Consider the following 24,982-nt stretch of genomic DNA (forward strand, 5'->3'; position numbering starts at 1 on the left):
TTGATCAAATGGCCGAATTACGGGGAGATGGATGACGATGAACGGAAAAGATGTAAGAGTAGGCGCATGCCTATTAGCTGGCAACATGGACAGCATGGTTCGATTTTACAGAGATACATTGGGCTTTCATACTCAATGGGATGGTGGGAATTTCGCAGAGTTTGAAACGGCAAGCGGCGGACTATCCTTGTTCATGTATAGCAGGGAAGCGTTCGCGCAGGCAATTGGGGAGAGCTACGTCCCTCCAAAAGGAATCAATCAGACATTTGAAATTGCCCTATGGTTGCCCTGTTTTGCCGATGTGGATGCGGAATATGAGCGACTATTGAAGCTGGACGTGCAATTTCCAGCTGGAGAACCCATAACCTATTCTTTTGGCATCCGCAACTTTTATGTTGCCGATCCGGAGGGGAACCTACTTGAGATAGGCAGTACGAGCGAAACGTAGATCGGAAATTCGCTCCATCAAAACGAAACAAATTAGGATAATCAGCGATGCCGCCAAGGAACTAACGGTTACAGGCGGCATCTTTTATAATACTCTGACATCCTATGGTGAGGCGCTAGAAAGTGCATTATGCTGCGGTTGTGTTGATAGCCTGGTTCGGTTCACGAAAGACCTGCTACTGCATTTCGACCGCCTTCGCTTTCAAACGGAAAATCTTTATCAGATTATTATTACCTAATATAACAAAAATTATAAGGGCTGACATAATGCCGATCATACCTCCGAATAGAAATGGTGCGTTGGAATTAATATGATCCCACAACAGCCCGGCAATAATTGAGGATAGGAGCAAGCCAATACCCTGAAGCATCCCGTAAAGCCCAAGTATGGTTCCCTTAAATTCAAACGGAGAGTTTTCTACAATAAAAGCCCGTTCCGCGCCGCTGACAAAAGCGGTGTATGCGCCGTATGCGATAAACAGAAGCAGGATGGCAGGCTTCACTGATAGAAACGCGAACCCGAGATAGACAAGGCCGTAAATCAAGTATCCCGGTACAAGTATTTTGCTTCTCCCGAATTTATCGGACAATTTACCTGACGGAATGGCAAGAATGGAAGTGGCTACATTAAAAATCAGATACAGTAAAATGACCTGCGATGCTGAAAATCCCCGTTCCTGGGCTTTCAGTAGTAAAAATGTATTCGATGAATTTCCAAGGCAGAAAACAAATATTACGGCAAGGTACATTTTCAGCTTCCTATCAAGCTTTAACCCTCTCAGTGTGAGCTTTTCACATGTTGTAACACTGCTTTTATCTTCTCTGACGGTAAAAATGATCAGAATCCCAATGACCGCAGGTATGATGGAAAACAGGAACGCTTGATGAAACCCAAAGTTCGTTGCCACAAAAATGTAGGCAAGCAGAGCACCGAGGGATGATCCGGCCATATCCAGCATTTTATGTAGTCCGAATGACCCGCCAAGTTTTTTGCTGTCACTTGACTGTGCTACAAGAGCATCGCGTGGAGCGGTGCGGATACCTTTTCCGGTGCGGTCGATCACTCTTGCGACTAAAACGCCGGGCCATGACGTGGCCAGAAGGAGAAATATCTTATAAAAAACAGACGCGGAATATCCGGCAAAAGCAAGACGCTTTTTGTTGTGGTACACGTCTCCGATATAACCACTAAACACCTTAAGCAGCGATGCAATACTTTCAGCAATTCCTTCAATAACCCCCACGATGGCGGGTGACGCTCCAAGCGTGGCTGTCAGGAAGAGAGGTACCAGCGGATAAACCATTTCGGTACTCATATCGGCAAACATGCTGACAAGTCCGAGCAATACAATATTGGATAAAACTTTTTTCTTTTTCATTTTAACCACCTATGCTTTTTCATTAAATTCATATACTTTGTTACAGAAGTCATTCAGAACCTCCGTACATTTAGACAGCATTAATTTTACTTTTCCCTGAAGCGGGGTACAAAAAGAATCCCTTGCTGCTATTTTTTCATACCATTGTTTAAGTTTGCTGAGTTCTTCCTCATTTTCCTCGATTTCAGCAAACGTAAAATTTTCTCGGGCTATTTCCTTGTCGATTTCCTTAAAAAATTCTTCGCATTGTTCTATAAGTTCCCCGTATTCCTCATCTCTTGCCGCATTGAATTTTTCAATAATTATTTTTTGACCATCTTCATTAACAAAGATCGACATAACAAACGCCTCACCGCCATTTTGGAGAACCTCATTTTTAATTTCATTTAATAAGCTGTAGTTTCCGGCATTTGAAGACAATATCCACATGGATTGTTGTATACTAACCGCTCCGATTTTTTTCAGCTTTCTCCATATGGATACTCTTGTTCTTGACGGCTCCCTCGGCAAGGTATAATTAATCGCTATCCACTCGTTTTGTTCCATAAAATCACCTCTGAAAATGTAATACTGGTTACAGACATAATATTATCATATTGTAATACTGGTTACAATATGATTATTATAAATTACTTCAATTTCTACGCGGTCGTTTTTATTTGTATCACTCAGTCAGCTGGTTTTATATAATAATTTATAATGAAATGATAGAGGTGAATTACCATGGTTCAAACGCCGGACGTTCCGGATCTTCCATATACACTGCAAAACGGGATTAAATTCTTTGAACTCATTGCCGAGCCGGTGAAAAGAGAAATACTCCCCGGCCTGTATATAAACGGCTGGGGGTACAACGGAAGTATACCTGGCCCGACCATTCAGGTATACTACGGAGACTATGTGAATATTAGAGTTGTCAATCATCTGCCTCAGGCAACAAGTGTGCATTGGCACGGGTTGGATGTGCCAAATGTAATGGACGGTGTGCCTGAAATAGAGCCGTCGCCCCAAATTGAACCCGGTGAGTATTTTGATTATCATTTTAAGATAACAAATCCTCCGGGCACTCATATGTATCACACGCACTTTAATACCCCTGTTCAACAGATGATGGGGCTTGGCGGAGCGTTTATTATTTTGAGTCACAATAGGAATACAAACATACAGCGCGACTATTTTCTGATGCTTCAGGAATTCACCGTAACTGGGCTTATGATGGGAGAAATAACCCCGGGTACTTATGACCTCAATCCAATGTCTCATGATTTTAACTTTTTCACAATCAATGGACGCTGCTTTCCGTATGTAACTCCGCTTAGGGTGAAAGCGGGAGAAAATGTCAGGATCAGGTTAGTAAACATCGTACACGACGCCCATCCCATGCATATCCATGGGCACCAGTTTACTGTATCAGCCATCGATGGCAATACAATATCTGCTAATAACAGACTTGTAAAGAATTCGGTTAATGTAGCTTCGGGCGAGACATATGACTTGGAATTCAAAGCAAATAATCCGGGATACTGGCCCTTCCACTGTCATATTCCTCACCACATGTCCAACAATATGCAAATGGCAATGGGCGGGATGTCAACTGTAATCGAATATCAGTAGTGGAGGAAATGTACGCTCAAAGCGAGATACGCTTTCCTTAACGGAACTGGTAATGTTATTCCAAGATCTGCTTCTGCCATAAGGTAAGCAGCGGAAATCCCAATTCCAAGAGCACAAAAACCAAATAGCTATTGGAGGGCAGACCGCACGATAGTATGGAAATAAAACGACCTATTCCTCCAAGGAAAAATAATAGCGCTATAATCCGAAGAGTTGTTTTTTCATGGTTGATCCGCGGGATCAGCCACAACAAGACTATACCAATGCCTAACCATAGACCACTATAAAATCGTACATTGCTATCTAACATAAGGAGACCTTTTGAATATTCCTGCCCAGCAGAAAATCCATAGTACCAGTTGACTGCCCCATAGGCAATTCCCAGATAAGCTGTATATAGGGCTAATATACTAATCAAACCAAGAATCAGCTGCATGATACGCGTTGATATATTCCTCTTTTTAAAATTCTTATTTTTCACTCCATCGTTCAATACTAATTCACGCTTCTTTCTTTATGTATCTAATTAATATATATCGTTTCGATATTGTTGGCTGAAAAAAATGCACTTTCCTTGCTTTTTATATAGGAAATGTGCCCCTAATTATAAATAGGTCTTATTTTTTGTTTATAGGTCATTTAGAATGGCTCTTGCCAAATCATCTGCTGTTTTTCTGGCTCTGTCACTAAAATCTGAAGCATCGCTAAATGGAATGATGAACTCACCAACAAGTTTTGTATGGAACATACCTTTATTCTCACCATCAAAACTTCTGCGGAAAAATTCCTGTACCAAATCTGCATTACCTTCTTCCTGTCCGGCACAGGTAATGAGTAGTGCCACACGTTTTCCATCTAATAGTGGTGTATTGGTCAGACTAAAAGACCGGTCAACAAGAGGCTTCAACTGTGCAGTGAGATCAAAGCTATATAGAGGGGAAGCATAGATCACAGCATCTGCAGAAATAATACGCATAAATACCTGTTCAGTATCGTCTTTTTGTATGCATCCGGATGCATATTTGTTTTGCATACAGGCGTAGCATCCCAGACAGCCATTTATGTGATAATCAGTTACATTAATTCGGTCAATTTCATGCCCTTGGGACATCAGTTTTTTCTCTAAAAATTCAAGTGCGGCAGCGGTTTTTCCATGTCTTTTGGGACTTCCCATAACAGTTGCAATTTTCATATTTTTTCTCCTTCGATTTGTATTAATAAGTTATTGCACCAGTTAATTATAAATTGATAATAATTAACACCATAAACCATTGTAGAATACAGAAAGGTGAACTGATTCACATCATATGCTTTTTCAACTTCCGACTTTTCTTTATTTAACTGATTAAAACATGATTCCACTTCTGTTATAAATGTTTTTATATTCAATGTTGCTTTTTCTTTAGGTAAATATCCATAGAAGTAGAAATAAACTAAATGCTCCTGTTTCGTTTTAGAAAAAACAATGGGTTTTTCCAGCCAGCTTAAAAAATATGACTTACCTATATCAGTAATGGAGTATAGTTTTTTGAATTTACTGCTCTCAACAACTTCACGACAACTGATGAAGCCTTTTTCTTCCAGCCTTTTTAAAGCTGGGTAAATGCTTCCAAAACTAGCGTCAAAGAAGTAGGATGTGCAGTTTGCCATCCACTGTTTTAAATCATATCCGCTCATATCTTCTTTCATCAGAAAACCTAAGATTATGTATTCTAACATATGACCTCCTTATATCATTAATATATGTATCGAACCGATATATTTAATATTATAATAGCAAAATTGGATTTGTCAATAGCTTATATTTAGAAATGTACGGACGTGGATATTGATTCCAGGGAAGTGCGGGAGGAAACTTTAAACGCATTTGAAGGAACCCTGATATTTGTATCACATGACCGGTATTTTATAAATAAAATAGCAACTTTTATGTTGCCGATCCGGAAGGGAACCTACTTGAGATAGGCAGTATGAACGAAAAGTAGATTGGAAATTCTTAGCCGCTTCTGTTTCATAACAGAAGCGGCTAAACGTAAAATTCTCTTTTAATGAGCAGATGTTGGGGTTAATTGAATTGCAGGGATTGGTGGCTCAGACATTCCATGCCCAATGAAAAAGCTGGTGTGGGGAGGCTGATTGTAGGCCACATTTTGCCAGGCAATTCCCATACGGTATACAGGATCATGCATGAGAGTATGAATACGCCGTGTTGTGAAATCAGTCGTTGTATATATATTCAGGTAACGACTGTCGGATGTTCTGAATACAACCTCTTCTCTCCAGTCACCAAAGAGGTCGGCCTGTAAACATGGGGTTGCTTTGGTCCCGTTGTTAGAGGCACAGCCGTCGGCACGGAGTAAGGTTTTGCCCCCATACTTAGTAATGGTTGTTCCGTCTAATAATTCTCTGAGTTCATCACCATCCCACCAGATGGCAAAATTCACCTGGGAGGGTGCAGTGCCTATGATTTCTCCGGTACTGCTGTATAAGGGGGAGCCTGAGGCCCATACTTCCTCTCCGGGATAGCTTGCTGTCAGATCGGCAGAGCAGGCCCTGCCCACATCACCTGAAGCGTCATATTTAAACAGTATATGGCCTGTTCTGGCATCACGCATAGCCGCCCCCACTCCGCCGTTCGTCTTCGTGGACTCAAAAGAACTCCAGATTTCTAAACCGGGATGATTGGGATTTAAGTCTCCTAAATGCATGGCATCACCGTGCTGCAAGCCAGTTGTATATAATCCTTTTCCGTTGTGATCAATGGTACAGGCTCCATAGATAATTTCATCCATTCCATCCCCATCTACATCAGCAACGCTGAGATTGTGGTTTCCCTGTCCGGCATAACCGGAATTGCCCCGGCTGTTACTGTCAAAAGTCCAGCGTTTAATAAGCTTGGAACCGTTCCAGTCATAGGCTGTAAGAACTGCTCTTGTGTAATATCCGCGGCACATAACCAGACTGGGATGTTCACCGTCCAGGTAAGCTATGCATGCAAGAAAACGATCTACACGGTTTCCGTAGGAATCTCCCCAATCGGATACGTTTCCTCTGACCGGTTCATAATTGGTTGTATAGAGTGCCTTTCCGGTAAGTCCTTGAAATACAGTTAAATACTCAGGACCTGATAGTATATATCCGGAAGAATTTCTGTAGTCAGCATTGGGATTTCCTATGACGGTACCAAGGGCGTCTCTGCTTCCATCCGCTGTCTTACAGGCAATCTCGGCTTTTCCGTCGCCGTCTAAATCATAAACCATAAACTGGGTATAGTGTGCACCTGCTCGTATATTTTTGCCTAAATCAATTCGCCAAAGACGGGTTCCGTTCATTTTATAGGCATCCAGGTAAACGTTGCCTGTATATCCTTTTTGGGAATTGTCTTTTGAATCAGAGGGATCCCACTTCAATATAATTTCATATTGTCCATCTCCATCCAAATCTCCCACACTGCAGTCATTTGCACTGTAGGTATAGGAAACTCCATCCGGTGTCATACCTCCTGATGGGATCTGCAGAGGAATTTGCAGATAATTTTTATCCCATACACGAACGGCAGATGATTTGTTTTGTTCGTTACCATTTACAACAGCGCTTACTTCATAAGTGGAACCGGTGGTTCCTGTTGTATCTAAATAATTGCTGGCTCCGTTAATGGTTGCTAGTTTCTTTGATCCACGATATAAGTTATAAGATACATTTGATTGTTCGGTCCCTAAAACCCTCCAGCTGATAAAGACACCATTATTTACTTTAACAGCTGTTACACCGCGGTCTAAATACTCCATCTGCCTTGCCGGTGCTGCGCCTGCCTTTTCCTGTGGGATGGAAAGTACTAAAAAAACAGTAAAAATAAAAAGAATGTACTTAATTTTTTTAAACATAAATTTACCTCACCTCAATTGATTTAATGAGACATATCAAATGAATGGGATAATGGCTTAAAAGTTTATCCCTAACTTTTTTTACCAATATTCATTTGAACTGAAATGAAAGGTTGTTAAATACCTTTCATCTGATAGAAATAGTTCTTTATTTGTTTTGTAAACTAAGGAAACAAAAAGAAAAAAACGGAAAACAGCCTCCCAGTTGATTGCTTATACAAAGTATATCAAATGGGAGGCTGTTGTTATTTAAGTTATTTAATTACATTCGTTTTTATAATTTGCTTTAATTCCTTCTCGTGAGTAAGTGGTTCGGTTGGGTAGCCCAGTACAATGCCGGAAACAGGTACAAAGCCTTCAGGCAGATTAAGTTCTTTAATTAATGTCTGATCTGCGCTAAATGCGCATAAGGCTCCTAAAATATATACACTGCCGAGTCCGGCATCAGTTGCAGCAAGTGTCATATTTTCTATTACGCAGGCTGCATTTGCAAGTTCGATATTTGGGAACTGCTTGTTTGGTATACAGGAAACCAGTACAAATGTTGGTGCACCATATAATGGGTCAGAAGAGGGGGTACCAAATACATTTGCAGCAGTACTTGATATTTTCTTAAGAATTTCAGAATTTTGAATAACTGTCAGATAAACTGTATCATACATTCCTCTTCCTATTGGTGCGGCACATCCAGCGTTTATTATGTTCTTTAAAGATTCATCACTGATTTGTTCTGGTTTATAACTTCTTGCAGACTTACGCATAGCAATAGCTTTCATCATTTCCATGGTTATTATCTCCTTTATCATTTATAATTTACTCAAGTTAAAATACTTGGTATAATAATTATACCTATACCGTTATTTAATAACAAGTACGCAGAAATATATGATCTGGTACTATTTTTCTTACCTTGGAGGTATGTTATGGCTAATGAAATGGAATTGGATAGATACTTAAATATACTTAAGTCAACAGAGAGCAATAATGAATGTCCAGTAAAATGTACACTTGAGATAATCGGCGGCAGGTGGAAGCTAAGAATATTACTACAGCTGCTAAAAAAAGAGGTAAGTCGTTTTAATAAGCTAAAGAGAGAAATACCAGGCATTACAAATACAATGCTTTCAAATTCATTACATGAACTTGAAGAAAGCAGGCTGATTCAAAGGATTCAATACAATGAAATGCCTGTAAGAGTTGAGTACTCATTAACGGATTACGGTAAAAGTCTTTTGCCTTTATTTTACGAAATAGCTGCCTGGTGGAATAATTACAGCCATTGAATTGACATGAGGAACATTCATTATGAGAGAGAAATTAGTCAGTAAAAAAAGCCAGAAAAGAAGTATCTTATTCATGACCTCTTTGATGGTGGTTATTGTTGCAGTTTTATTAAAAGAGTATTCCATTTGGGAATTAATGAAAGCGGTTGGAAATGTTCATTTATTCTACCTTATTACCGGAATTGCATTAATGTTTTTCTTTGCCGGGTGCCAGGCCATGAATTTTTATATGATTATGCCCCATGCTGCTGATAGCAGGTTGGAAAATAAATAATGATCGGTGAATGATATAGCCAAACATATCCACGGCTTAAAAACAGTAGGGTAATATCAGCATTCTTTTAATCTTCTATCATACTTCTATCATACTTCTATCATAACTTTTTATTAAAATTTAAAATATAAAATCTATTGGAGGAGATTAAACTTGAAAAAAAATAATTTTATTAGAGGATTAAGAATAATTATTTTACTTGGATTGTTAGCTTATGTTACATATGGAGGGTACATGCATCAAGTTTTAGGAGGTGGGAAAGCCCCTTCTGTTCATGCACTTTGTCCATTCGGTGCGTTAGAAAGTTTGTATACGTTGCTTTTTATGGGAAGTTTTATACAGAAGATATATTCAGGGACGGTGGTTTTACTGCTATTAACTGTAATTATGGCAATTCTGTTCGGACGCAGCTTTTGCGGCCTGCTGTGTCCCTTTGGTGCGCTGCAGGAACTGTTTGGAAGAATAGGAAGGAAAATTTTAAAAAAGCACTTTATCATGCCTGCATATATAGACAGACCTTTGCGGTATTTAAAATATTTTATACTTCTTTTAACCACAGGAATGGCATGGCATTATGGGGCGCTCTGGATGGCACCATACGATCCATATTCTGCATATGCGCATGTATCAGTATTTAGCGAGTCCATAAAAGAAGATCCATTAGCAGTTATCGGCTTTCTATTACTTATAGTCACAGTAGCTGGATCTTTTATATATGATAGATTTTTCTGCAAATATCTTTGTCCGGTAGGAGCCTTTTATGGTATTGTTAGAAAAATCAGTCCTACAAGGATAGAACGTAATGCAGATTTATGTATAAATTGCAAAAAATGCAATAAAGTATGTCCTGTAAATATAGAAGTAGAAAAGTCGGAGAAAATCAACAGTGCGGAATGTATAAACTGTAACGAATGTGTTCTTGTATGCCCTAAAGAAGGTGCGCTGGAAATCAGGACGGCAGGAAAGAAAATTCAGCCTTTCACATTTCTCCTGATTGTTGTTGGAGTGTTTTTTGGAACCATACTTGTAGCTTCGTTAACCGGAAATTTTCAAATTATGCCTTCAAAGCTGGAAGAAGGGCAAGTTATCACAATATCGGAGATTAAGGGGTATTATACAATTGAAGAGGCAGCTATTGCAACAGGATTGTCATTACAGGAAATATATGAAATATTAGGTATTCCAGAGAATATTTCAAAAAATACTCAAATGAAACAAATATCAAATGAAGTTGAGAGCTTTGACCTGGATGAAGCAAAGTTAAAGGCATCAGGAGATGCTTCTGTAGTTAATGAGACGGTAATGCCTGATGTATCGGATAGTTCAGATCAAGTTGATATAAGCGGAATAAAAGGATCAATGACGATTCAGGAAGCATCGGATTCTATGAAGATGGAAATAGAAGAGTTCTATATTCTGTTTAAAATTCCGGAAAGCGTACCTGAGCAAACAAGGATGAAAGATATTGAAATCGTTTCACCAGGGTATGATTTTGAAAGTATTAAGGAATCTTTGAGGTAACTGTAAAAAAGAATCACATACGGCATATTCTTTTAAACCCTGATAGTTTTGTGACAGAATCACATAAAATCCGATTTTATATTTGAATTATCCGTAGTATAATTTATACATATAAATCCTGGGGATATTGTGATGCAGTAAGAGGTGAAGGGAGTAAACCATGGATAAAAAACAGATACTGGTAGTAGATGATGAACAGGGAATCCGTGATATTATAAAAGAATATCTTGTATTAGAAGATTTTGAAGTAATTGAGGCTGCAGATGGTGTAGATGGATTGAATAAATTTAAAAACCATATGATTTCGTTAGTAATACTAGACGTAATGCTTCCGAAAATGGATGGTTGGAAAGTATGCCGTGAAATAAGACTGACTTCCAGTGTGCCAATTCTTATGTTGACAGCAAGGGGTGAGGAATATGATAAACTCTTTGGTTTTGAACTTGGAGTGGATGACTATATGGTGAAACCTTTTAGTCCAAAAGAGCTGCTTGCAAGGATAAAAGCAATTTTAGGAAGAAGCAATAAAGCAGTCAAGGAACTGGAAAAACCAAATAAACTGCAAGTAGAAGAGATTCTGATTGATTTTGATGCAAGGAGTGTTTTTTTGGGAAATGAGTTGTTAAGCATGACTCCAAAAGAATATGATTTATTTTCTTTTTTTGTAAATAATCAGGGTAAGGTATTTTCAAGAGAACAGCTGTTGAATCAGGTTTGGGGATATGAGTTTTTGGGTGATGTCAGAACGGTGGATACTCATGTAAAAATGCTTAGAGAAACACTGGGAAAATACCGAAAATGGATTACGACAGCCTGGGGAATTGGATACAAATTTCAAGCGGGTGAAAATAGTTGAAAAGTATAAGAGCAAAACTCTGGGCTGGGATGATGATACTTGTAGGAGTAATTGTTATCCTTCTATGGCTTTTTCAAATTGTTTTTCTAAACAAATTCTATACTGTGCTTGAGATAGGAGGAGTAAAGAAAAACGCAGAAAGCATAGTTACACAAATTGAAAAGTTAACTGATTTAAATCAGATAAATAATGAAGAAAGTATTCTCGTGAATATAGAAAGTTATATCTACGAAAAACAGTTATCAGTAAGAATCATTAATTATGATTACAGGGTACTCTATCAGGGAACTTCCGGAAATAATATGAATATGCCTGGGGTTATGCAGGAAGCTTTTTTAGAAATTACACAGAATGCAATGAGCGGAGAAGAATCAACACAGGAGGTTGTGCATCCGAAATATGGACATAAATTCACCATAATAGGTATACCAATTTGGAGTGAACATGTAATAAAGGGTGTCATGATTGTAACCATGCCAATGGCTTCTATTGAAAAAACAGTAGATATTCTTAAAAGCCAGCTTGTTATTATAACCTGTGTCCTTCTTGTAGTATCGCTGCTTATTTCATATATACTGTCTAAAAAGTTTGCCGATCCGATATCTAAGATCAGCCGGCAGGCGGATAGTTATGCCAAAGGAGATTATCATGCACGAATCAATCATATAAGTGATGATGAAATCGGAAAATTGGCTGAGAGAATGAATGATATGGGTGAAGCGCTAATACGAAATGATGTACTTCAGAAAGAGCTGATTGCAAATGTATCCCACGAACTTCGTACTCCACTTACGTTAATACGTGGTTATGCAGAAACACTTCGTGATGTAACAGGAGAAAATACGGAGAAAAGAGAGAAACAGTTAGGTATTATTATTAAAGAATCAGAACGTCTGGGAAATATAGTGGAAGATATTTTAAATCTTTCCAGACTTCAGGCAGGAGCAGTCACATTGGCAATTGAAACATTTTCACTTAAAGAAATGCTTCTATCAATCAAAGAGCACTTTGAGCTGGGTGAAAAGGACAGGATCTTAGATTTGGCTGGTGTATTGGAATTAGAGGGGAATCTGCTGGGAGACAAGAACAAAATACAGCAGGTTTTCTATAATCTCATAGGAAATGCGTTCCGTCATTCCAGGCCTGACCAGCCAGTGGCTGTGGCTGTAATACCCAATGAAAAGATGGTGAGAATTGAAGTCAGGGATCGTGGTGAAGGAATAGCCAGAGAAGATATTGAACATGTTTTTGAGCGTTACTACAAAGGAAAAAGATCGGATAGTAAAAAGGAGGATGGAACAGGGTTGGGTCTGGCCATAGTAAAAAGCATTCTGGATATGCACCAGGTACCATATGGAGTAGAGAGTAAGGTTGGAGAGGGGACCGTATTCTGGTTCGAATTAGAGAGAGATAATGACAAGTTGTCATATATATAACCTGACAAACAGCTGTCATGTTACTTATACTATAATATCCATAGTAAGTAAATAACTATTAATTATTTCTCTCGAGGGAGGTAAGTCATGAGTACAGAGTATATTAATCTGACAGCAGACAATTTGATGCAAAGGGCAAGGTAAATTCGAAACAGTCATTTATTAAATGAGGGATATTTGAAGAAGCTGCTTAAGAGGGAGATATGATGAAACCAGATGATATTTTAGAATACTGCACATCGAATTTAGATGGAATAGTTCTTATAGAAAGCTGGGGTGAGAAAGGTATTTATTATAATCCCTGCAATACATTAAAACGCGGTGTATATATATTAACTATTAAAGAAAAAGATGGCGATAATGATAAAAGTTCAAATCTTAACCGGGATAATATATTCCGGGTCAATCTGGGTATAAGAAAAACAACATTTAAAGAGCTTTTTGGCGAAATTCCCAAACGCCCTTCTGCAGGTAATACCGTTGATATGAATTACGATTTTACGGAATTAGATAAAATTATTCCGCACCCAGTCTATGCCTGGATGGGGTGGATCAGCGTACTGAATCCATCGATAGAGACTTTTGAAACTTTAAAATCTTTCATTGAAGAAGCATATGGATTTTCCAAAGAAAAGTTTAGTAAAAAGAAGTAAAAATATAGATGGCGCAATTAAATTTCTTATGATACAGATGTATATGGACAGTCTTTTTAAGGCTTTCAACTAAATAAAAATCTGTTGTGAGACCGCTCATTTTCAGAGTTTCTATTAGAGAGAAACTTGCTGATCTGAAAATCGACGGTCTCTTTTTATAGTAATCCGCAGAGGGATATACCAAATGAAATTGAAGGCAATTAACATAGGATCAGCAAGCCCTGGTAATAATAAAAGATATCAACTTTGACATGAGGATTATACATTATGAGAGAAAAAATAGTCAGTAAAAAAAACCAGATAAGAAGTATCGTATTTATGGCCTCTTTGATGGCAGTTACTATAGCAGTTGTATTAAAAGAGTATTCGATTGGGGAATTAATGGAAGTGGTTGGGAGCATACATGTATTTTACCTTTTTACCGGAATTGCATTAATGTTTTTCTATGCCGGATGCCAGGCCATGAATTTTTCTATGATTATGCATCGATTAGGATCAGCTGCTTCGTATAAAAATTGTATTGATTATGCGTACATCGGAAATTATTTTAGCGCAATTACACCTGGAGCATGCGGCGGTCAGCCTGCTCAGATGTATTACATGAATAAGGATAAAATCCATGTTGATATCTCTGCCATCACTATATTTCTTATGGTTTTTGAAAGTCAGATTGTAATTGTATTAATGGGCGGAGTCTTTGCGGTGTTACGATTTTCGATCTTAGCAAAGTCTGCGAATTGGTTTATCTGGCTATTATTTTCAGGAGCCTCTGTTATGCTTTTTCTGACGGCTGTTTTATCGGCATTGATGTTTTCCAGAGTAATGATTCCTTTTCTGATTGATCTGGTATTACAACTTGGTGTAAAATTCCATCTATTTAAAAAGCCAAAGGACATAAAAGAAAAACTGGATATTCTGATCATCTCTTACCGTGAAAAATCAAGAATGATTATAAAATACCCGGATTTGTTCCTTAAGGTGTTTGTAGTTTCAATGTTTCAATGGATTGCATATTGCTTTGTAACATATCTGGTTTATTTAAGCTTCGGTTACAGGAAGAACGATTGCCTTGATCTGATGGCAGGTCAATCCTTTATTAATATTGCAGTTGCCGCAGTCCCCCTTCCGGGTTCAGTTGGAATTGCAGAAAAAGCATATTTAAATGTGTTTGGTCAGTTTTATCCGGGTGAGCAGCTCCCATCCGCTATGATCTTAAGCAGAATTATTAATTTTTATTTTCCTCTTTTAATCAGCTATATTGTTTATGCTTTTGCGCATCATAGGATTATGAAGGCACAGAGGCGTTCGAGTATCTGAAATTAAAGGAGTTCACGAGCATGAAGAAAACACCTAAAATAGAAGTTTGTTCATATTGTTCTGGTTTTGACGTCAACGAACTAAAGAATAAAGTAAATGCAAAGATTGGCTGTATTGGAAAATGTTCGAAAAAGAATCCGGAACTTAATGGAAAAGTATATGGATTCCTTAACGGTGAATTTACAGTTTGCGATACAAAGGAAGAGTTCTTTGAGAAAATAGACAAATTAGATTCATTTGTTTCAGATAGCAATAAGAGCCCTTTAGTTGACGCATTTTTAGAGCACCATGAAAAGTGGTATGATGAGCATGAAAAGCTGCGAGAACTTTGCCTGGCTTGTCAATTGACAGAAGAATTAAAGTGGGGGCAACCCTGTTACACGTTAAATGATAAAAATATTGTTATTATCGGCGGATTTAAAAATTACGTCGCACTGTCATTCTTCAAGGGAGCATTACTCAAAGATGAAGGTGAAATTCTTGTTCGGCAGACGGAACGTGTTCAGGCTGGACGACAGCTTCGGTTCAGTTCAGTGGAAGAAATTACTGAGAAAGAGACGATGATCAAAGCATATATCGGAGAAGCTGTGGAAATTGAAAAAGCCGGTATGAAAGTGCCTGTTGAAAAAAAGACAGAGATCAAAATTCCGGACGAACTGCAGGCGAAATTCAATGAAGATCCAGCCTTTAAAAACGCATTTTATGCATTGACTCCAGGACGTCAAAGAGGATATATTTTTTATTTTAATGGAGCGAAGCAGTCTGTAACCCGGGTATCGCGAATAGAAAAGTGTATGACTAAAATTTTTAAGGGATTAGGTGTAAATGATTGAAAAGAAGGATGAATTAAAATAATATTTTTTGTTGACATATAGTCTGGTTGGACTAAAATATACACATAGTCTAATTAGACTAACTATTAAACTAAAGCTTTTAACGCATACCCCAAATGAATTGATCGAACCTGGGATATCGTAACGATAAATCTGTTTTAAAAGAAATTGTTCATAAAAACTTATAATAATTTGTTGATTGGCAGAATTACATAATTCTAAATTCCAAATTAACAAAATAGGAGGTTATATGTCAAATAATCAAAATGGGAATGTAAACGAAATCATTTTTGGGTACTGGCAGGGATATACGAAAAGTGACGATGCACCGCGAGGGTTGAAGGATACACCTGCCAAAGTGAATGTTGTGTCTCTCGCATTCGGAGTAATTGATGATAAGGATCCCAACAATATTATTATGTCGTTTCTGACGAGTAAATGGAGCAGACAGGAGATTATGGAAGGTATTAGTTTTCTACATGCACGTGGAACAAAAGTGCTCCTTTCGCTCAACGGCCAGCCCAAATTACAGTACGGCGGCTGGCCTGCATTGGACCCCGAAAAATTCGCATCGAATACAGCAAAATTATTAAACGCTTGGAATCTTGACGGAATCGATCTTGATAATGAAGACAATTATAAACCAGGCGATGAATTTGTTGAGGTCATTAAGGCATTACGCAGGGTATTGAACCCCGGAGCAATCATTTCACTGCCTGTATACCTTGGAAAGTGGCGTGACGAGTATCTCTTTAAAGTTCGTGAAATTGTAGACTATGTATGGACTATGGCTTATTGGAATGACTATAATGGACAACGGGAGCTTTTAAACGTATATCAAAAACTGCTTTACCCATCAAAGGCCGGCATGGGTGTAGGCATTCCCGGAATGGCTAATCCTGGGCAAAGCACACCCCCTGATGCTGTGCCGGATATGGCAGCCTACACACCGCAATCTGGTATTATGCTCTGGGCACTGAATTCTAAAGATGCTCCTGCATGGTACAAAATGATTATTGATCACATGCCGCATAAAAGTATCGATTTGGCAACACCGTGACGTCATAAACGTGTGGCTTTAAATAAAAATACGAAATACGAATTTAAACCCTCCAGTATACCACCACCTTGAATTAGTGATGGTATACTGGTTTTGTTTTATAAAAGAGAATAAGGAGATGATAGATGACGTGTTCATTAAAATTAAAGGTGCAAAAGAAAATAATTTAAAAAACATTGATGTTCAGATCCCTAAAAATAAGCTGATCGTATTTACCGGACTGTCCGGCAGCGGTAAATCAACACTGGCACTGGAAACGCTGCAAAGAGAATGTCAGCGGCAGTATATGGAATCCATGGGTATGACAATGGAGATGGGAAGCAGACCGAAGGTTGAGCGCATTGACGGATTGTCACCGGCTATATCAATAAACCAGCATCAAACCAGTAATAATCCGCGTTCAACAGTAGGGACTGTTACTGAAATCTCCGCATATCTGCGTGTTTTGTTTGCCAGGCTGGGCGAAAGACCCTGTCCTCACTGCGGTAAAATAATTGCACGGAATTACTATGATACAGAGAATGTTCTTTATTCAGAAATGCCGGATCAGGAAGCTGACAATATGGAACTGTATGAGGATACACTTCCCTGTCCCCACTGCGGCAGGCATGTTGTAGAACTTACAGCCAGCCATTTTTCCTTTAATAAACCACAAGGTGCATGTCCCGTTTGCCGGGGAATTGGAGTTGTGAGTTTGCCGGATATCAGCCTTCTGATCGACAAATCCAAAAGTATCCGGGAATTTGCGGTTTCCGGATGGGATCAGGTTTTTATTGACCGATACGGAACTTCCATGCTTCAGGCGGCCAGGCATTATGGATTTGAAATGGATCTTGATATATCTGTGAACCGATATAATGACGTTCAGATGGAACTGCTTTTATATGGTGTTTTGAGCAAACAGTTTCAGAAGCGTTTTCCGAATATCGCACCACCGAAGACAGTACCAGAAGGCAGGTTTGAAGGTGTCGTAACAGGTCTTATGCGAAGATATATGGATAATAGTTCTGCGAGTGCCAGACAGAAAATTGAGAAGTTTTTAATTCGCCGGGAATGTCCTGAGTGTCATGGGATACGCTTCAGGACAGAAACACTGGAAGTAAAGGCTGGTGGAGTCAATATTAAGGAACTTCTCTCCATGTCCCTGATCAGTGTCGACAAATGGCTGAAAATGCTTCCTGCTTCTGCAGCACCGGAGAGCTGGAATATTGTAAGACAGGTTGCTGCTGATTTGGAGAGCAGAATCCATCGAATTATTGATGCAGGTGCAGGGTATCTGAGTCTTGATCAGCCTGCCGCATCCCTGTCTGCAGGGGAGTGGCAGCGTATCAAGCTGGCTTCCGTACTGGGAAGTGGTCTGACCGGAGTGCTGTATGTGCTTGATGAGCCGACTTCTGGTCTTCATTCCCGTGATACCGGAAGAATCATTGAGGTGTTAAAGCGCTTGCGGGATATGGGCAATACGGTTATTGTAATTGAACATGATGTGGAAGTCATGAAGGCGGCGGATTATATCATCGATTTCGGACCCGGCGCTGGCAAAGACGGTGGAAGGATCGTAGCCTGCGGCAGTGTTCAGGAAATCATCAGCTGCGAGGAATCTGTCACAGGAAAATATCTTCAGAACAGCTTTTATCAGGCGAAACGGAATAAGCTTCCTGGCAGCAAAGACTATATAGGCATTAGAAATGCAAATGTTAACAATTTGAAGAACATCAATGTTGATATCCCGCTTGGGCGGTTTGTTACGGTGACAGGCGTCTCAGGAAGCGGTAAATCAAGCCTGATCTTCGGACACCTGGCGGAAGCGGCAGATGCCTATTTCCGCCAAACAAAAATGAACAGCACTCCGGATATATCAGGTTTGGAAAAGCTTACAGCCGTTGTGTCCATAAACCAGCAATCCATTGGACGCTCCAACCGTTCCAATGCGGCGACCTATACCGATCTCTTTACTGACATACGCGATTTATTTGCCTCTCTGCCGCAGACAAAAACAGGCGGTCTTACAGCAAAGCATTTCTCCTATAATGTGGCTGGCGGAAGATGTGAGAAATGTCAGGGTACCGGCAGACTGTCCATTCCCATGCACTTTCTGCCGGATGTGGAGGTGATCTGCCCTGTTTGCCGAGGCAGGAGATACCAAAAGCCAGTTCTGGATATTCGATACAGGGGACATAATATCTCGGATATTCTGGAACTAAGCATTGATGAAGCACTGGCCCTGTTTGTTGATGAGAAAAATATTGCTGCCAGATTGCATATTCTTCAGGATGCAGGGCTGGGATATCTGGGGCTTGGGCAGTCCACTGCAACCTTATCCGGCGGAGAAGCGCAGAGACTGAAGCTGGCTAAGGAGCTTTTAGGCGGCGTCGGAGGAAGAGTACTGTATCTGTTTGATGAGCCAACTACCGGACTTCACCCCCATGATGCATGCAGACTGGTTCATGTATTTGACCGTCTGGTAAAGCTTGGAAACAGTGTAGTGGTAATAGAACATAATTCGGAAATGATACTGGAATCAGACTGGGTAATTGACCTCGGTCCGGAAGGCGGGAATGAAGGCGGCGAAATTATAGCTCAGGGAACACCGGAGGAAATTATGAAAAATCCCTGTTCCTTCACAGGCAAAATCCTTTATGGGCTTTCCAGCAGGCTTTAACTATTTACAATAGTATAAAGAAAGGTATAATGAATAATAGAAATGATAAGGAAGGAGGCAGTTCATTGGCAACTTATAGAACAACTCAGATAGCAAAGCTCATCGGGGTTCATCCCAATACAATACGGTTTTATGAGGAGATGCAGCTGCTTCCTGTGATACCGAGAACAAAAAGCGGTTATCGTATTTTTGACGACAGACATCTTGAACAGCTTCGTTTTCTTCGCACTGCTTTCCGTGCTGAAATTATCAGTGACAGATTAAGGAAGGAAGTCTATAATATAGTGAAAACGGCTGCTGCTGGTGATGTCAGCGAAGCATACCAAAACACACAGAGATACCTTGAGCATCTTCGGGAAGAAAGAAAAAGGGCTGAGGAAGCAATTCGCATCACACTGGATATCATTGAGAACAATGGAAAATCAGATGAAAACGTTGTTTTCTGCGGAAGAGTAAAGGCCGCTGAAATTCTCGGCATCACCATAGACGTTTTACGTGACTGGGAAAGAAATGGTCTGATTCTGGTACCCCGCAGTTCCAACGGACATAGAAAATATGGAGTAAAAGAAATGAACCGGTTGAAAATTATCCGAACTCTTCGTAATTCTCATTATTCCATGATGTCTATACTGCGTATGCTGAATCGTCTGGATCAGGGAGACCGGAATATCCGTGAGGTTATTGATACACCTGATGAAGAGGAAGATATTGTATGCGCGGCAGACAGATATATTACAGCACTTGGCATGGCTGAAACGGATGCACAGGAAATGACAGAAATGCTTGAAATGATGATGAAAAGATTCTCGGTGCAGTAAATATTAATTTACTCGAAAAGCTTAATATTGCCAGGCGCAATCATTGCAGGTAAATCGGAAGGCATTGAGATAAGGTGAATCTTGTACAGAGGGTACATAAAAAACTACTGACATGTATTCAAAGAAAAAATAAGTCTAGCACAGGGTTTAGAGCCTGTGAACACTAGATATTAAATGGAGGATAGAAAAATGATGTATTATTTTGTTGCTCAGATACTAATAAATGATGAAGAAGAATATGAAAAATATCTGAAAGATACCGATGAAGTATTTAGTAAATTTGAAGGAAAGTACCTGGCTGTCGATACAGATCCAACAGTGCTGGAGGGTACATGGAATCATGAAAGAATTGTCATTATTCAGTTTCCAGATAAGATGAAATTTGAACAATGGTATGAGTCACCAGAATATAAAGCAATTCTTAAGTACCGTCTGAAAGCTGCCAAATGTGATACATTATTGGTTAAAGGATTACTATAAAGAGTGTATGAATCGGTAAAATTATTACGAGGTAACCACTAAATAATATTTGAATAATTAATAAACCTTCCAGTATGCCACCAGTTAAAAAGCTGATGGTATACTTTTTTTATAAAATTTAGCAGGAGGAGTAATATGGATTTCAATAAGAAACAAAAACAAAAATGGTGGACAAAGGCGATGGCATTCCTGATTGGTCAGGGTATTTCACTCTTTGGTTCGCAAATCGTCCAAATGGCAATTATCTGGTATGTAACACTGGAGACATCATCTGGAATATGGGTTACAATTCTGACACTGGCAGCATTTTTACCGCAAATGATTATATCGTTGTTTGCCGGAGTCTGGGCAGACCGCTACAACAGAAAGCGAATCATAATAACCGCAGATACAGTAATTGCTGCAGCAACCCTGCTGCTTGCCTTTTTTATGATGTCGGGGAACCTTGGTGAAGCTGCCCTGCCAGCAATTATTGCAGTCGCTGCAATCCGATCCATAGGCAGTGGAATACAAACACCAACAGTAAATGCGATGATTCCTCAGATAGTGCCTGAAGATAGACTTATGCGTGTAAATGGTATCAACGGGAGTATTCAATCCGTTGTTCAGTTTGTCTCCCCTATAGCGGCCGGAGCAATCATGGCGGCCGGTCCTATTTACAACATCATGTTTATTGATGCAGTTACTGCAGTTTTTGGAATCAGCATACTGGTTTTTATAAAAATACCGAAGCATCAGGCAGCTGAAAGAACAGAGCCGACATCAGTATTTGCAGAAATGAAGGAAGGACTTCAATTTACCTGGAATCATAGATTTCTTAAAAGGTTGCTTATAACATATGGTATCTACATTTTTCTCTGTGTACCTTCTGGTTTTCTTACGGCACTCATGATTCAACGTACTTTTGGCAACAATGTTACATTTCTGACAATTAATGAAACGGCAGGCTTTGCAGGAGCTTTAGTTGGAGGACTTCTGCTTGGGGCAACAGGCGGATTTAAAAACCGAAGCAAAACATTGTTTCTGGGAATGATACTTTATGGAGTTGCTTCTCTTGCAGTAGGTTTCACTAATATTTTCTGGATTTTCGCTCTACTTATGTTTTTTATTGGATTGACCATACCAGCTGCCCAGACAGCAGTTTTTACTCTGGTACAGGAAAAGACCGATCCTTCCGTGCTTGGCCGGGTTTTCAGTCTGGTTAACGTGATGTTCACGGGTTTTATGCCACTTGGCATGGCTGTTTTCGGACCACTTGCTGACGTCATCAGAATACAGACGATGGTTATTATATGTGCGGTTTTTATTATTATTCTGGGTTTGAGTATTGTACTATACCGCAATTTTTATAAGGAAGGAGTTACGGCATCGTTGGTGTAAGAAGATTTTTATTTATTTTTTTAATTATTATTATTTATTCTTGTAGGCATCTAAATGCTATAGTACAATGGAAGGAGAACGTATATTCGGAAAAGCGGAAGGCGTTTTTATTATGACGTAAGGCGGGGGAGATATCTTATGCATATTTCTAACCTATTAATGTTTACAATGGAAGACTGGATTATAGGATACAATTATGAAATATGGATTCTGGTTATACAGAAGGAGAAAATGATATGAGTATTTTATCGATTGCCAGTAATGCCTCTGCATGGAGAGGCTATGAATATTATGAAGGAAAAAGGGTTATCTCTTGGAATCAAATGGATAAGCATGAATTTGAGGGAACGGTTAGAGGCAGCGGAAAAGAACCATACCACGTGATGATTGACACTGAACATCCTAAAAAGTCAACATGCAATTGCCCGCATGCTGAAGGAAAAAGAATAGTATGTAAGCACAAGATCGCCTTGTTTTTCACAGTCTTTCCAAAAGAGGCAGACAGGTATATAGCTGAAATAGAAGAATATGAGAGAGAAGAGGGGGAGCGGGAGCAAGAACACTACGATCAGATCGTCAGATATGTAAAGAGTCTTTCAAAAGAAGAACTGAGGACTGCATTAATTAATGCGTTGATTGAAGCAGAAGAAAGAGACCGATATCGTTAGCTAAAAAGACAAGAATTGCCATTAATATGGCTCTTTTTTCATAAATGCCTTCTTTACACAAGAACTTAAGAGATAGCCAAGAATGCAGATAATATGCGTTTTTTGGCTATTTTTAATGTTATAAAATGCTAAAAAGAACGATGGTGTTAAAATACAAGGAAGTTTCAAAACTGGAAGTTTACAAAGATGTGATAAATTGCTTTTTAAATAATGAAGATGTGGATGCGAATCTATGATGAGAAATTACGAGCAGCTTAAAAGAGAATGCGATGAGACTGAAAAATTTATTGAATCCATTTCAGATAGTCAGCTAAGACGCATATTTCGCATGAGATACATAGACGGAAAGAGTTTATTTGTAATCGGTAATAAGGTGCATCTTGATAAAAGCAACGTTAGCAGAAAAATCAACCTGTTTTTTGAAGTCGCAACGCATACAACAAACGCAACATTATAATGAAAATCAGATAGGACATCAAAGTATGTACCAATCAAAAATGCGAAAAAAGAAAGGAAGTAATATTTATGGAAGAAGGATTTGAAGTAGTAAATTTACATGGTTGTGCGAGTGGAGTAATTCCAACTGCGACCATTGGAAAAAATGGAAATTGGTATATTGGAAACAAGGATACCGGAGTATCAGCAAAAGGAGAGACAGGCGCACAGGGTCCACAGGGTGAAAAAGGAGACCAAGGCGAAATCGGACCAGCAGGTCCACAGGGAATCCAAGGCATCCAAGGAGAAAAGGGTGATAAAGGTGACCAAGGCATCCAGGGCGAAAAAGGTGATAAAGGAGACCAAGGTGAAAAAGGTACCGATGCAGATCCGTCAGAACTGGAAAGATTAAGCAGCGAGATTGATGCGCTAAAAGTAGAGGTTGCTGAAACAAAAAAATCTGTAGCTGATGGTAAAGCCCTTATAGCATCAGCGATTACAGACAAGGGCGTGACAACAGAATCAGATGCAACTTTTCAGGTGATGGCCGATAATATTAATAAACTTGCGGAAAATAAATATTCAGAAGGATATAATGATGCACTATCTTATATTAATAAAAATGCTAAATTGGTGGATACTACGTTAAATCCGGCAGGAGTAGGTGTTACATGTGATAGCACTGGGGGTGATGGTAATGGTGCAGAAAATACAAGTAGTGTTTCATTTGTTGGAACGGGTGTTTCAAGAATTGTATTATCTATTTCAGCATATAAACAGGGTGGAGAAGCCAATGGAAGTATGACTATTACAACAGTATCAGGAAAAGTATTAGGAAGCCACTCATATTCAGCCGTGAGTGGTCAAACAACAACTAGTACAAAGAAATTTGATATATCAAATATAAATGAAACTATAATAGTTTCTACTTCATCACATGCTAGAGCTTGGGGAGGTACTAAAAGTAATAGAACTAGAAGTGGTGTAGACTTTGCGGTCACTTATAGTAAATTAACATTAAGTTAAATTATGCCTGAATAAATCAAAATTATATAATCTTTTTATTACCAAGGCAGTAATGCCTTGGTAATAAAATAAGACTGTAGACAAAGCGGGACTTATTTTACAGCCCCAATCAATAAAAATCGAAAGGAAGTAATGTTTATGGAAACAGGATTTGAAGTAGTAAATTTACATGGTTGTGCAAGTGGGGTAATTCCAACTCCTACAATCGGAACAAATGGAAATTGGTATGTTGGAAACAAGGATACTGGCGTAGCTGCAAAAGGTGCAGACGGAGCAGTTGGCGCACAGGGTCCACAGGGCGAAAAAGGAGATCAGGGAGAAATCGGACCAGCAGGTCCCCAGGGAATCCAAGGCATCCAAGGAGAAAAGGGTGAAAAAGGCGACCAAGGTATCCAAGGTGAAAAAGGAGAGCAAGGCGAAAAGGGAACAGATGCAGACCCGGCAGAGCTGAACAAATTAAGCGGCGAGATTGATGCAGTAAAGAAGAGTTTAACTAATGTTTCAACGGAGCTGGAATTAACAAAAAAATCTGTCGCTGATGGGAAGTCACTCGTCGCATCAGCGATAACTAATAAAGGAGTGACTACTGCTGCAAATGCTACTTTTCAGACGATGGCGTCTAACATTTCGACTATGGCTACTAACCAATATAATTCTGGGTATTCCGCTGGAGGAAATGGCAAATATCAATGGCAATATTTAGGAAATTTATCAATAGGATGGAGTAAAGTAAAACAGTACACATTTAATAATGTTGGCTCAAATGTCGTTCAAGTAATTCCGGTATTTAAATATGAGACGACAGTTACAGGTGGATCAGTTAATGAGACTATAAATATAGGAACATCATATGATGGCAACAACGTTACTATATCATTTGCAACTGAAGAAACATTCATAAATATAGATGTTTATGTATTGAAAAAATAGTTTTATAGAAATGGTAATATGAAATC

25 protein-coding genes are annotated in these 24,982 nt (G+C 39.1%); 18 read left to right on the forward strand and 7 right to left on the reverse strand.

Annotation, left to right across the window (positions count from 1 at the left end):
• Positions 1-37: 37 nt before the first annotated feature.
• Positions 38-448 (forward strand): VOC family protein, encoded by a 411-nt coding sequence (locus V7D18_RS08370; protein ID WP_426153293.1) that lies wholly within the window; start codon positions 38-40, stop codon positions 446-448.
• A gap of 175 nt (positions 449-623) precedes the next feature.
• On the opposite strand, the gene V7D18_RS08375 is transcribed toward V7D18_RS08370, so the two are convergent.
• Positions 624-1,826 carry an MFS transporter gene (locus V7D18_RS08375; protein WP_426153295.1) on the reverse strand — a complete coding sequence of 401 codons (1,203 nt, stop codon included), beginning with the start codon at positions 1,824-1,826 and terminating at the stop codon, positions 624-626.
• A 9-nt stretch (positions 1,827-1,835) separates the two neighbouring features.
• Positions 1,836-2,372 (reverse strand): Chromate resistance protein ChrB, encoded by a 537-nt coding sequence (locus tag V7D18_RS08380; protein WP_426153297.1) that lies wholly within the window; start codon positions 2,370-2,372, stop codon positions 1,836-1,838.
• Positions 2,373-2,549: 177 nt separating this feature from the next.
• Between V7D18_RS08380 and V7D18_RS08385 the strand changes: the two genes are divergently transcribed.
• On the forward strand, positions 2,550-3,440 hold the full coding sequence (locus tag V7D18_RS08385) for a multicopper oxidase family protein (RefSeq protein ID WP_426153299.1): 891 nt from the start codon (positions 2,550-2,552) through the stop codon (positions 3,438-3,440).
• A 55-nt stretch (positions 3,441-3,495) separates the two neighbouring features.
• Here V7D18_RS08385 and V7D18_RS08390 read toward each other — a convergent pair whose 3' ends face one another.
• From V7D18_RS08390 to V7D18_RS08410, 5 genes are all read right to left on the reverse strand, one after another.
• Positions 3,496-3,933 (reverse strand): DUF4345 domain-containing protein, encoded by a 438-nt coding sequence (locus V7D18_RS08390; RefSeq protein ID WP_426153301.1) that lies wholly within the window; start codon positions 3,931-3,933, stop codon positions 3,496-3,498.
• Positions 3,934-4,068: 135 nt separating this feature from the next.
• Entirely contained in the window at positions 4,069-4,632 is a 564-nt protein-coding gene (locus V7D18_RS08395; protein ID WP_426153303.1) for a flavodoxin family protein, read from the reverse strand.
• A complete protein-coding gene (locus tag V7D18_RS08400) occupies positions 4,629-5,159 on the reverse strand; it encodes a PadR family transcriptional regulator (protein ID WP_426153305.1) in 531 nt (176 codons plus the stop codon). Before V7D18_RS08400 ends, V7D18_RS08395 begins: the two co-directional genes overlap by 4 nt.
• Positions 5,160-5,485: 326 nt before the next feature.
• A complete protein-coding gene (locus tag V7D18_RS08405) occupies positions 5,486-7,324 on the reverse strand; it encodes a rhamnogalacturonan lyase (RefSeq protein WP_426153307.1) in 1,839 nt (612 codons plus the stop codon).
• Between the two features lie 254 nt (positions 7,325-7,578).
• Positions 7,579-8,109: a nitroreductase family protein gene (locus V7D18_RS08410; RefSeq protein WP_426153309.1), complete on the reverse strand. Its 531-nt coding sequence runs from the start codon at positions 8,107-8,109 to the stop codon at positions 7,579-7,581.
• Positions 8,110-8,247: 138 nt separating this feature from the next.
• Between V7D18_RS08410 and V7D18_RS08415 the strand changes: the two genes are divergently transcribed.
• The 16 genes from V7D18_RS08415 to V7D18_RS08490 all read left to right on the forward strand — a co-directional run bounded on the left by V7D18_RS08415 (position 8,248) and on the right by V7D18_RS08490 (position 24,956).
• Positions 8,248-8,607 carry a winged helix-turn-helix transcriptional regulator gene (locus tag V7D18_RS08415; protein ID WP_426153311.1) on the forward strand — a complete coding sequence of 120 codons (360 nt, stop codon included), beginning with the start codon at positions 8,248-8,250 and terminating at the stop codon, positions 8,605-8,607.
• A gap of 22 nt (positions 8,608-8,629) precedes the next feature.
• Positions 8,630-8,881, forward strand: a complete 252-nt coding sequence (locus V7D18_RS08420; RefSeq protein ID WP_426153313.1) for a hypothetical protein — start codon at positions 8,630-8,632, stop codon at positions 8,879-8,881.
• A 153-nt stretch (positions 8,882-9,034) separates the two neighbouring features.
• Positions 9,035-10,402 carry a 4Fe-4S binding protein gene (locus tag V7D18_RS08425; RefSeq protein WP_426153315.1) on the forward strand — a complete coding sequence of 456 codons (1,368 nt, stop codon included), beginning with the start codon at positions 9,035-9,037 and terminating at the stop codon, positions 10,400-10,402.
• Between the two features lie 160 nt (positions 10,403-10,562).
• Positions 10,563-11,258: a response regulator transcription factor gene (locus V7D18_RS08430; protein ID WP_426153317.1), complete on the forward strand. Its 696-nt coding sequence runs from the start codon at positions 10,563-10,565 to the stop codon at positions 11,256-11,258.
• Positions 11,255-12,694, forward strand: a complete 1,440-nt coding sequence (locus V7D18_RS08435) for an ATP-binding protein (protein WP_426153319.1) — start codon at positions 11,255-11,257, stop codon at positions 12,692-12,694. Before V7D18_RS08430 ends, V7D18_RS08435 begins: the two co-directional genes overlap by 4 nt.
• 203 nt (positions 12,695-12,897) lie before the next feature.
• The gene (locus tag V7D18_RS08440; RefSeq protein WP_426153321.1) at positions 12,898-13,347 is read left to right on the forward strand and encodes a DUF6194 family protein; all 450 of its coding nucleotides are present in this window, start codon (positions 12,898-12,900) and stop codon (positions 13,345-13,347) included.
• 267 nt (positions 13,348-13,614) lie between these two features.
• Complete coding sequence (locus V7D18_RS08445) at positions 13,615-14,664, forward strand: lysylphosphatidylglycerol synthase transmembrane domain-containing protein (RefSeq protein WP_426153322.1); 1,050 nt, start codon at positions 13,615-13,617, stop codon at positions 14,662-14,664.
• Between the two features lie 20 nt (positions 14,665-14,684).
• Positions 14,685-15,497, forward strand: coding sequence for a DUF1801 domain-containing protein (locus V7D18_RS08450; protein ID WP_426153324.1), 813 nt, complete (start codon positions 14,685-14,687; stop codon positions 15,495-15,497).
• Positions 15,498-15,747: 250 nt separating this feature from the next.
• Positions 15,748-16,557 (forward strand): glycoside hydrolase family 18 protein, encoded by an 810-nt coding sequence (locus tag V7D18_RS08455; RefSeq protein ID WP_426153326.1) that lies wholly within the window; start codon positions 15,748-15,750, stop codon positions 16,555-16,557.
• 118 nt (positions 16,558-16,675) lie between these two features.
• Positions 16,676-19,219, forward strand: coding sequence for an excinuclease ABC subunit UvrA (uvrA, locus tag V7D18_RS08460; protein WP_426153328.1), 2,544 nt, complete (start codon positions 16,676-16,678; stop codon positions 19,217-19,219).
• Positions 19,220-19,284: 65 nt separating this feature from the next.
• Complete coding sequence (locus V7D18_RS08465; protein WP_426153330.1) at positions 19,285-20,037, forward strand: MerR family transcriptional regulator; 753 nt, start codon at positions 19,285-19,287, stop codon at positions 20,035-20,037.
• Positions 20,038-20,226: 189 nt separating this feature from the next.
• Positions 20,227-20,517, forward strand: a complete 291-nt coding sequence (locus V7D18_RS08470; protein ID WP_426153332.1) for a DUF1330 domain-containing protein — start codon at positions 20,227-20,229, stop codon at positions 20,515-20,517.
• A 135-nt stretch (positions 20,518-20,652) separates the two neighbouring features.
• The gene (locus V7D18_RS08475) at positions 20,653-21,897 is read left to right on the forward strand and encodes an MFS transporter (RefSeq protein WP_426153334.1); all 1,245 of its coding nucleotides are present in this window, start codon (positions 20,653-20,655) and stop codon (positions 21,895-21,897) included.
• A 236-nt stretch (positions 21,898-22,133) separates the two neighbouring features.
• The gene (locus V7D18_RS08480) at positions 22,134-22,565 is read left to right on the forward strand and encodes an SWIM zinc finger family protein (RefSeq protein WP_426153336.1); all 432 of its coding nucleotides are present in this window, start codon (positions 22,134-22,136) and stop codon (positions 22,563-22,565) included.
• 525 nt (positions 22,566-23,090) lie between these two features.
• Positions 23,091-24,026, forward strand: coding sequence for a hypothetical protein (locus tag V7D18_RS08485; protein WP_426153338.1), 936 nt, complete (start codon positions 23,091-23,093; stop codon positions 24,024-24,026).
• 138 nt (positions 24,027-24,164) lie between these two features.
• Entirely contained in the window at positions 24,165-24,956 is a 792-nt protein-coding gene (locus V7D18_RS08490) for a hypothetical protein (RefSeq protein WP_426153340.1), read from the forward strand.
• The last annotated feature ends 26 nt before the right edge of the window (positions 24,957-24,982 follow it).

Source organism: Lacrimispora sp. 38-1 (assembly GCF_049890855.1).
Taxonomy (GTDB): domain Bacteria; phylum Bacillota; class Clostridia; order Lachnospirales; family Lachnospiraceae; genus Lacrimispora.

Excerpts from the sequence above, each read along its gene's own strand:
- V7D18_RS08370 (WP_426153293.1), top strand. The coding sequence starts at position 38 with ATGAACGGAAAAGATGTAAGAGTAGGCGCATGCCTATTAGCTGGCAAC.
- V7D18_RS08375 (WP_426153295.1), bottom strand. The coding sequence starts at position 1,826 with ATGAAAAAGAAAAAAGTTTTATCCAATATTGTATTGCTCGGACTTGTC.
- V7D18_RS08380 (WP_426153297.1), bottom strand. The coding sequence starts at position 2,372 with ATGGAACAAAACGAGTGGATAGCGATTAATTATACCTTGCCGAGGGAG.
- V7D18_RS08385 (WP_426153299.1), top strand. The coding sequence starts at position 2,550 with ATGGTTCAAACGCCGGACGTTCCGGATCTTCCATATACACTGCAAAAC.
- V7D18_RS08395 (WP_426153303.1), bottom strand. The coding sequence starts at position 4,632 with ATGAAAATTGCAACTGTTATGGGAAGTCCCAAAAGACATGGAAAAACC.
- V7D18_RS08400 (WP_426153305.1), bottom strand. The coding sequence starts at position 5,159 with ATGTTAGAATACATAATCTTAGGTTTTCTGATGAAAGAAGATATGAGC.
- V7D18_RS08405 (WP_426153307.1), bottom strand. The coding sequence starts at position 7,324 with ATGTTTAAAAAAATTAAGTACATTCTTTTTATTTTTACTGTTTTTTTA.
- V7D18_RS08410 (WP_426153309.1), bottom strand. The coding sequence starts at position 8,109 with ATGGAAATGATGAAAGCTATTGCTATGCGTAAGTCTGCAAGAAGTTAT.
- V7D18_RS08415 (WP_426153311.1), top strand. The coding sequence starts at position 8,248 with ATGGCTAATGAAATGGAATTGGATAGATACTTAAATATACTTAAGTCA.
- V7D18_RS08420 (WP_426153313.1), top strand. The coding sequence starts at position 8,630 with ATGAGAGAGAAATTAGTCAGTAAAAAAAGCCAGAAAAGAAGTATCTTA.
- V7D18_RS08430 (WP_426153317.1), top strand. The coding sequence starts at position 10,563 with ATGGATAAAAAACAGATACTGGTAGTAGATGATGAACAGGGAATCCGT.
- V7D18_RS08440 (WP_426153321.1), top strand. The coding sequence starts at position 12,898 with ATGATGAAACCAGATGATATTTTAGAATACTGCACATCGAATTTAGAT.
- V7D18_RS08445 (WP_426153322.1), top strand. The coding sequence starts at position 13,615 with ATGAGAGAAAAAATAGTCAGTAAAAAAAACCAGATAAGAAGTATCGTA.
- V7D18_RS08450 (WP_426153324.1), top strand. The coding sequence starts at position 14,685 with ATGAAGAAAACACCTAAAATAGAAGTTTGTTCATATTGTTCTGGTTTT.
- V7D18_RS08455 (WP_426153326.1), top strand. The coding sequence starts at position 15,748 with ATGTCAAATAATCAAAATGGGAATGTAAACGAAATCATTTTTGGGTAC.
- uvrA (WP_426153328.1), top strand. The coding sequence starts at position 16,676 with ATGATAGATGACGTGTTCATTAAAATTAAAGGTGCAAAAGAAAATAAT.
- V7D18_RS08470 (WP_426153332.1), top strand. The coding sequence starts at position 20,227 with ATGATGTATTATTTTGTTGCTCAGATACTAATAAATGATGAAGAAGAA.
- V7D18_RS08475 (WP_426153334.1), top strand. The coding sequence starts at position 20,653 with ATGGATTTCAATAAGAAACAAAAACAAAAATGGTGGACAAAGGCGATG.
- V7D18_RS08480 (WP_426153336.1), top strand. The coding sequence starts at position 22,134 with ATGAGTATTTTATCGATTGCCAGTAATGCCTCTGCATGGAGAGGCTAT.
- V7D18_RS08485 (WP_426153338.1), top strand. The coding sequence starts at position 23,091 with ATGGAAGAAGGATTTGAAGTAGTAAATTTACATGGTTGTGCGAGTGGA.
- V7D18_RS08490 (WP_426153340.1), top strand. The coding sequence starts at position 24,165 with ATGGAAACAGGATTTGAAGTAGTAAATTTACATGGTTGTGCAAGTGGG.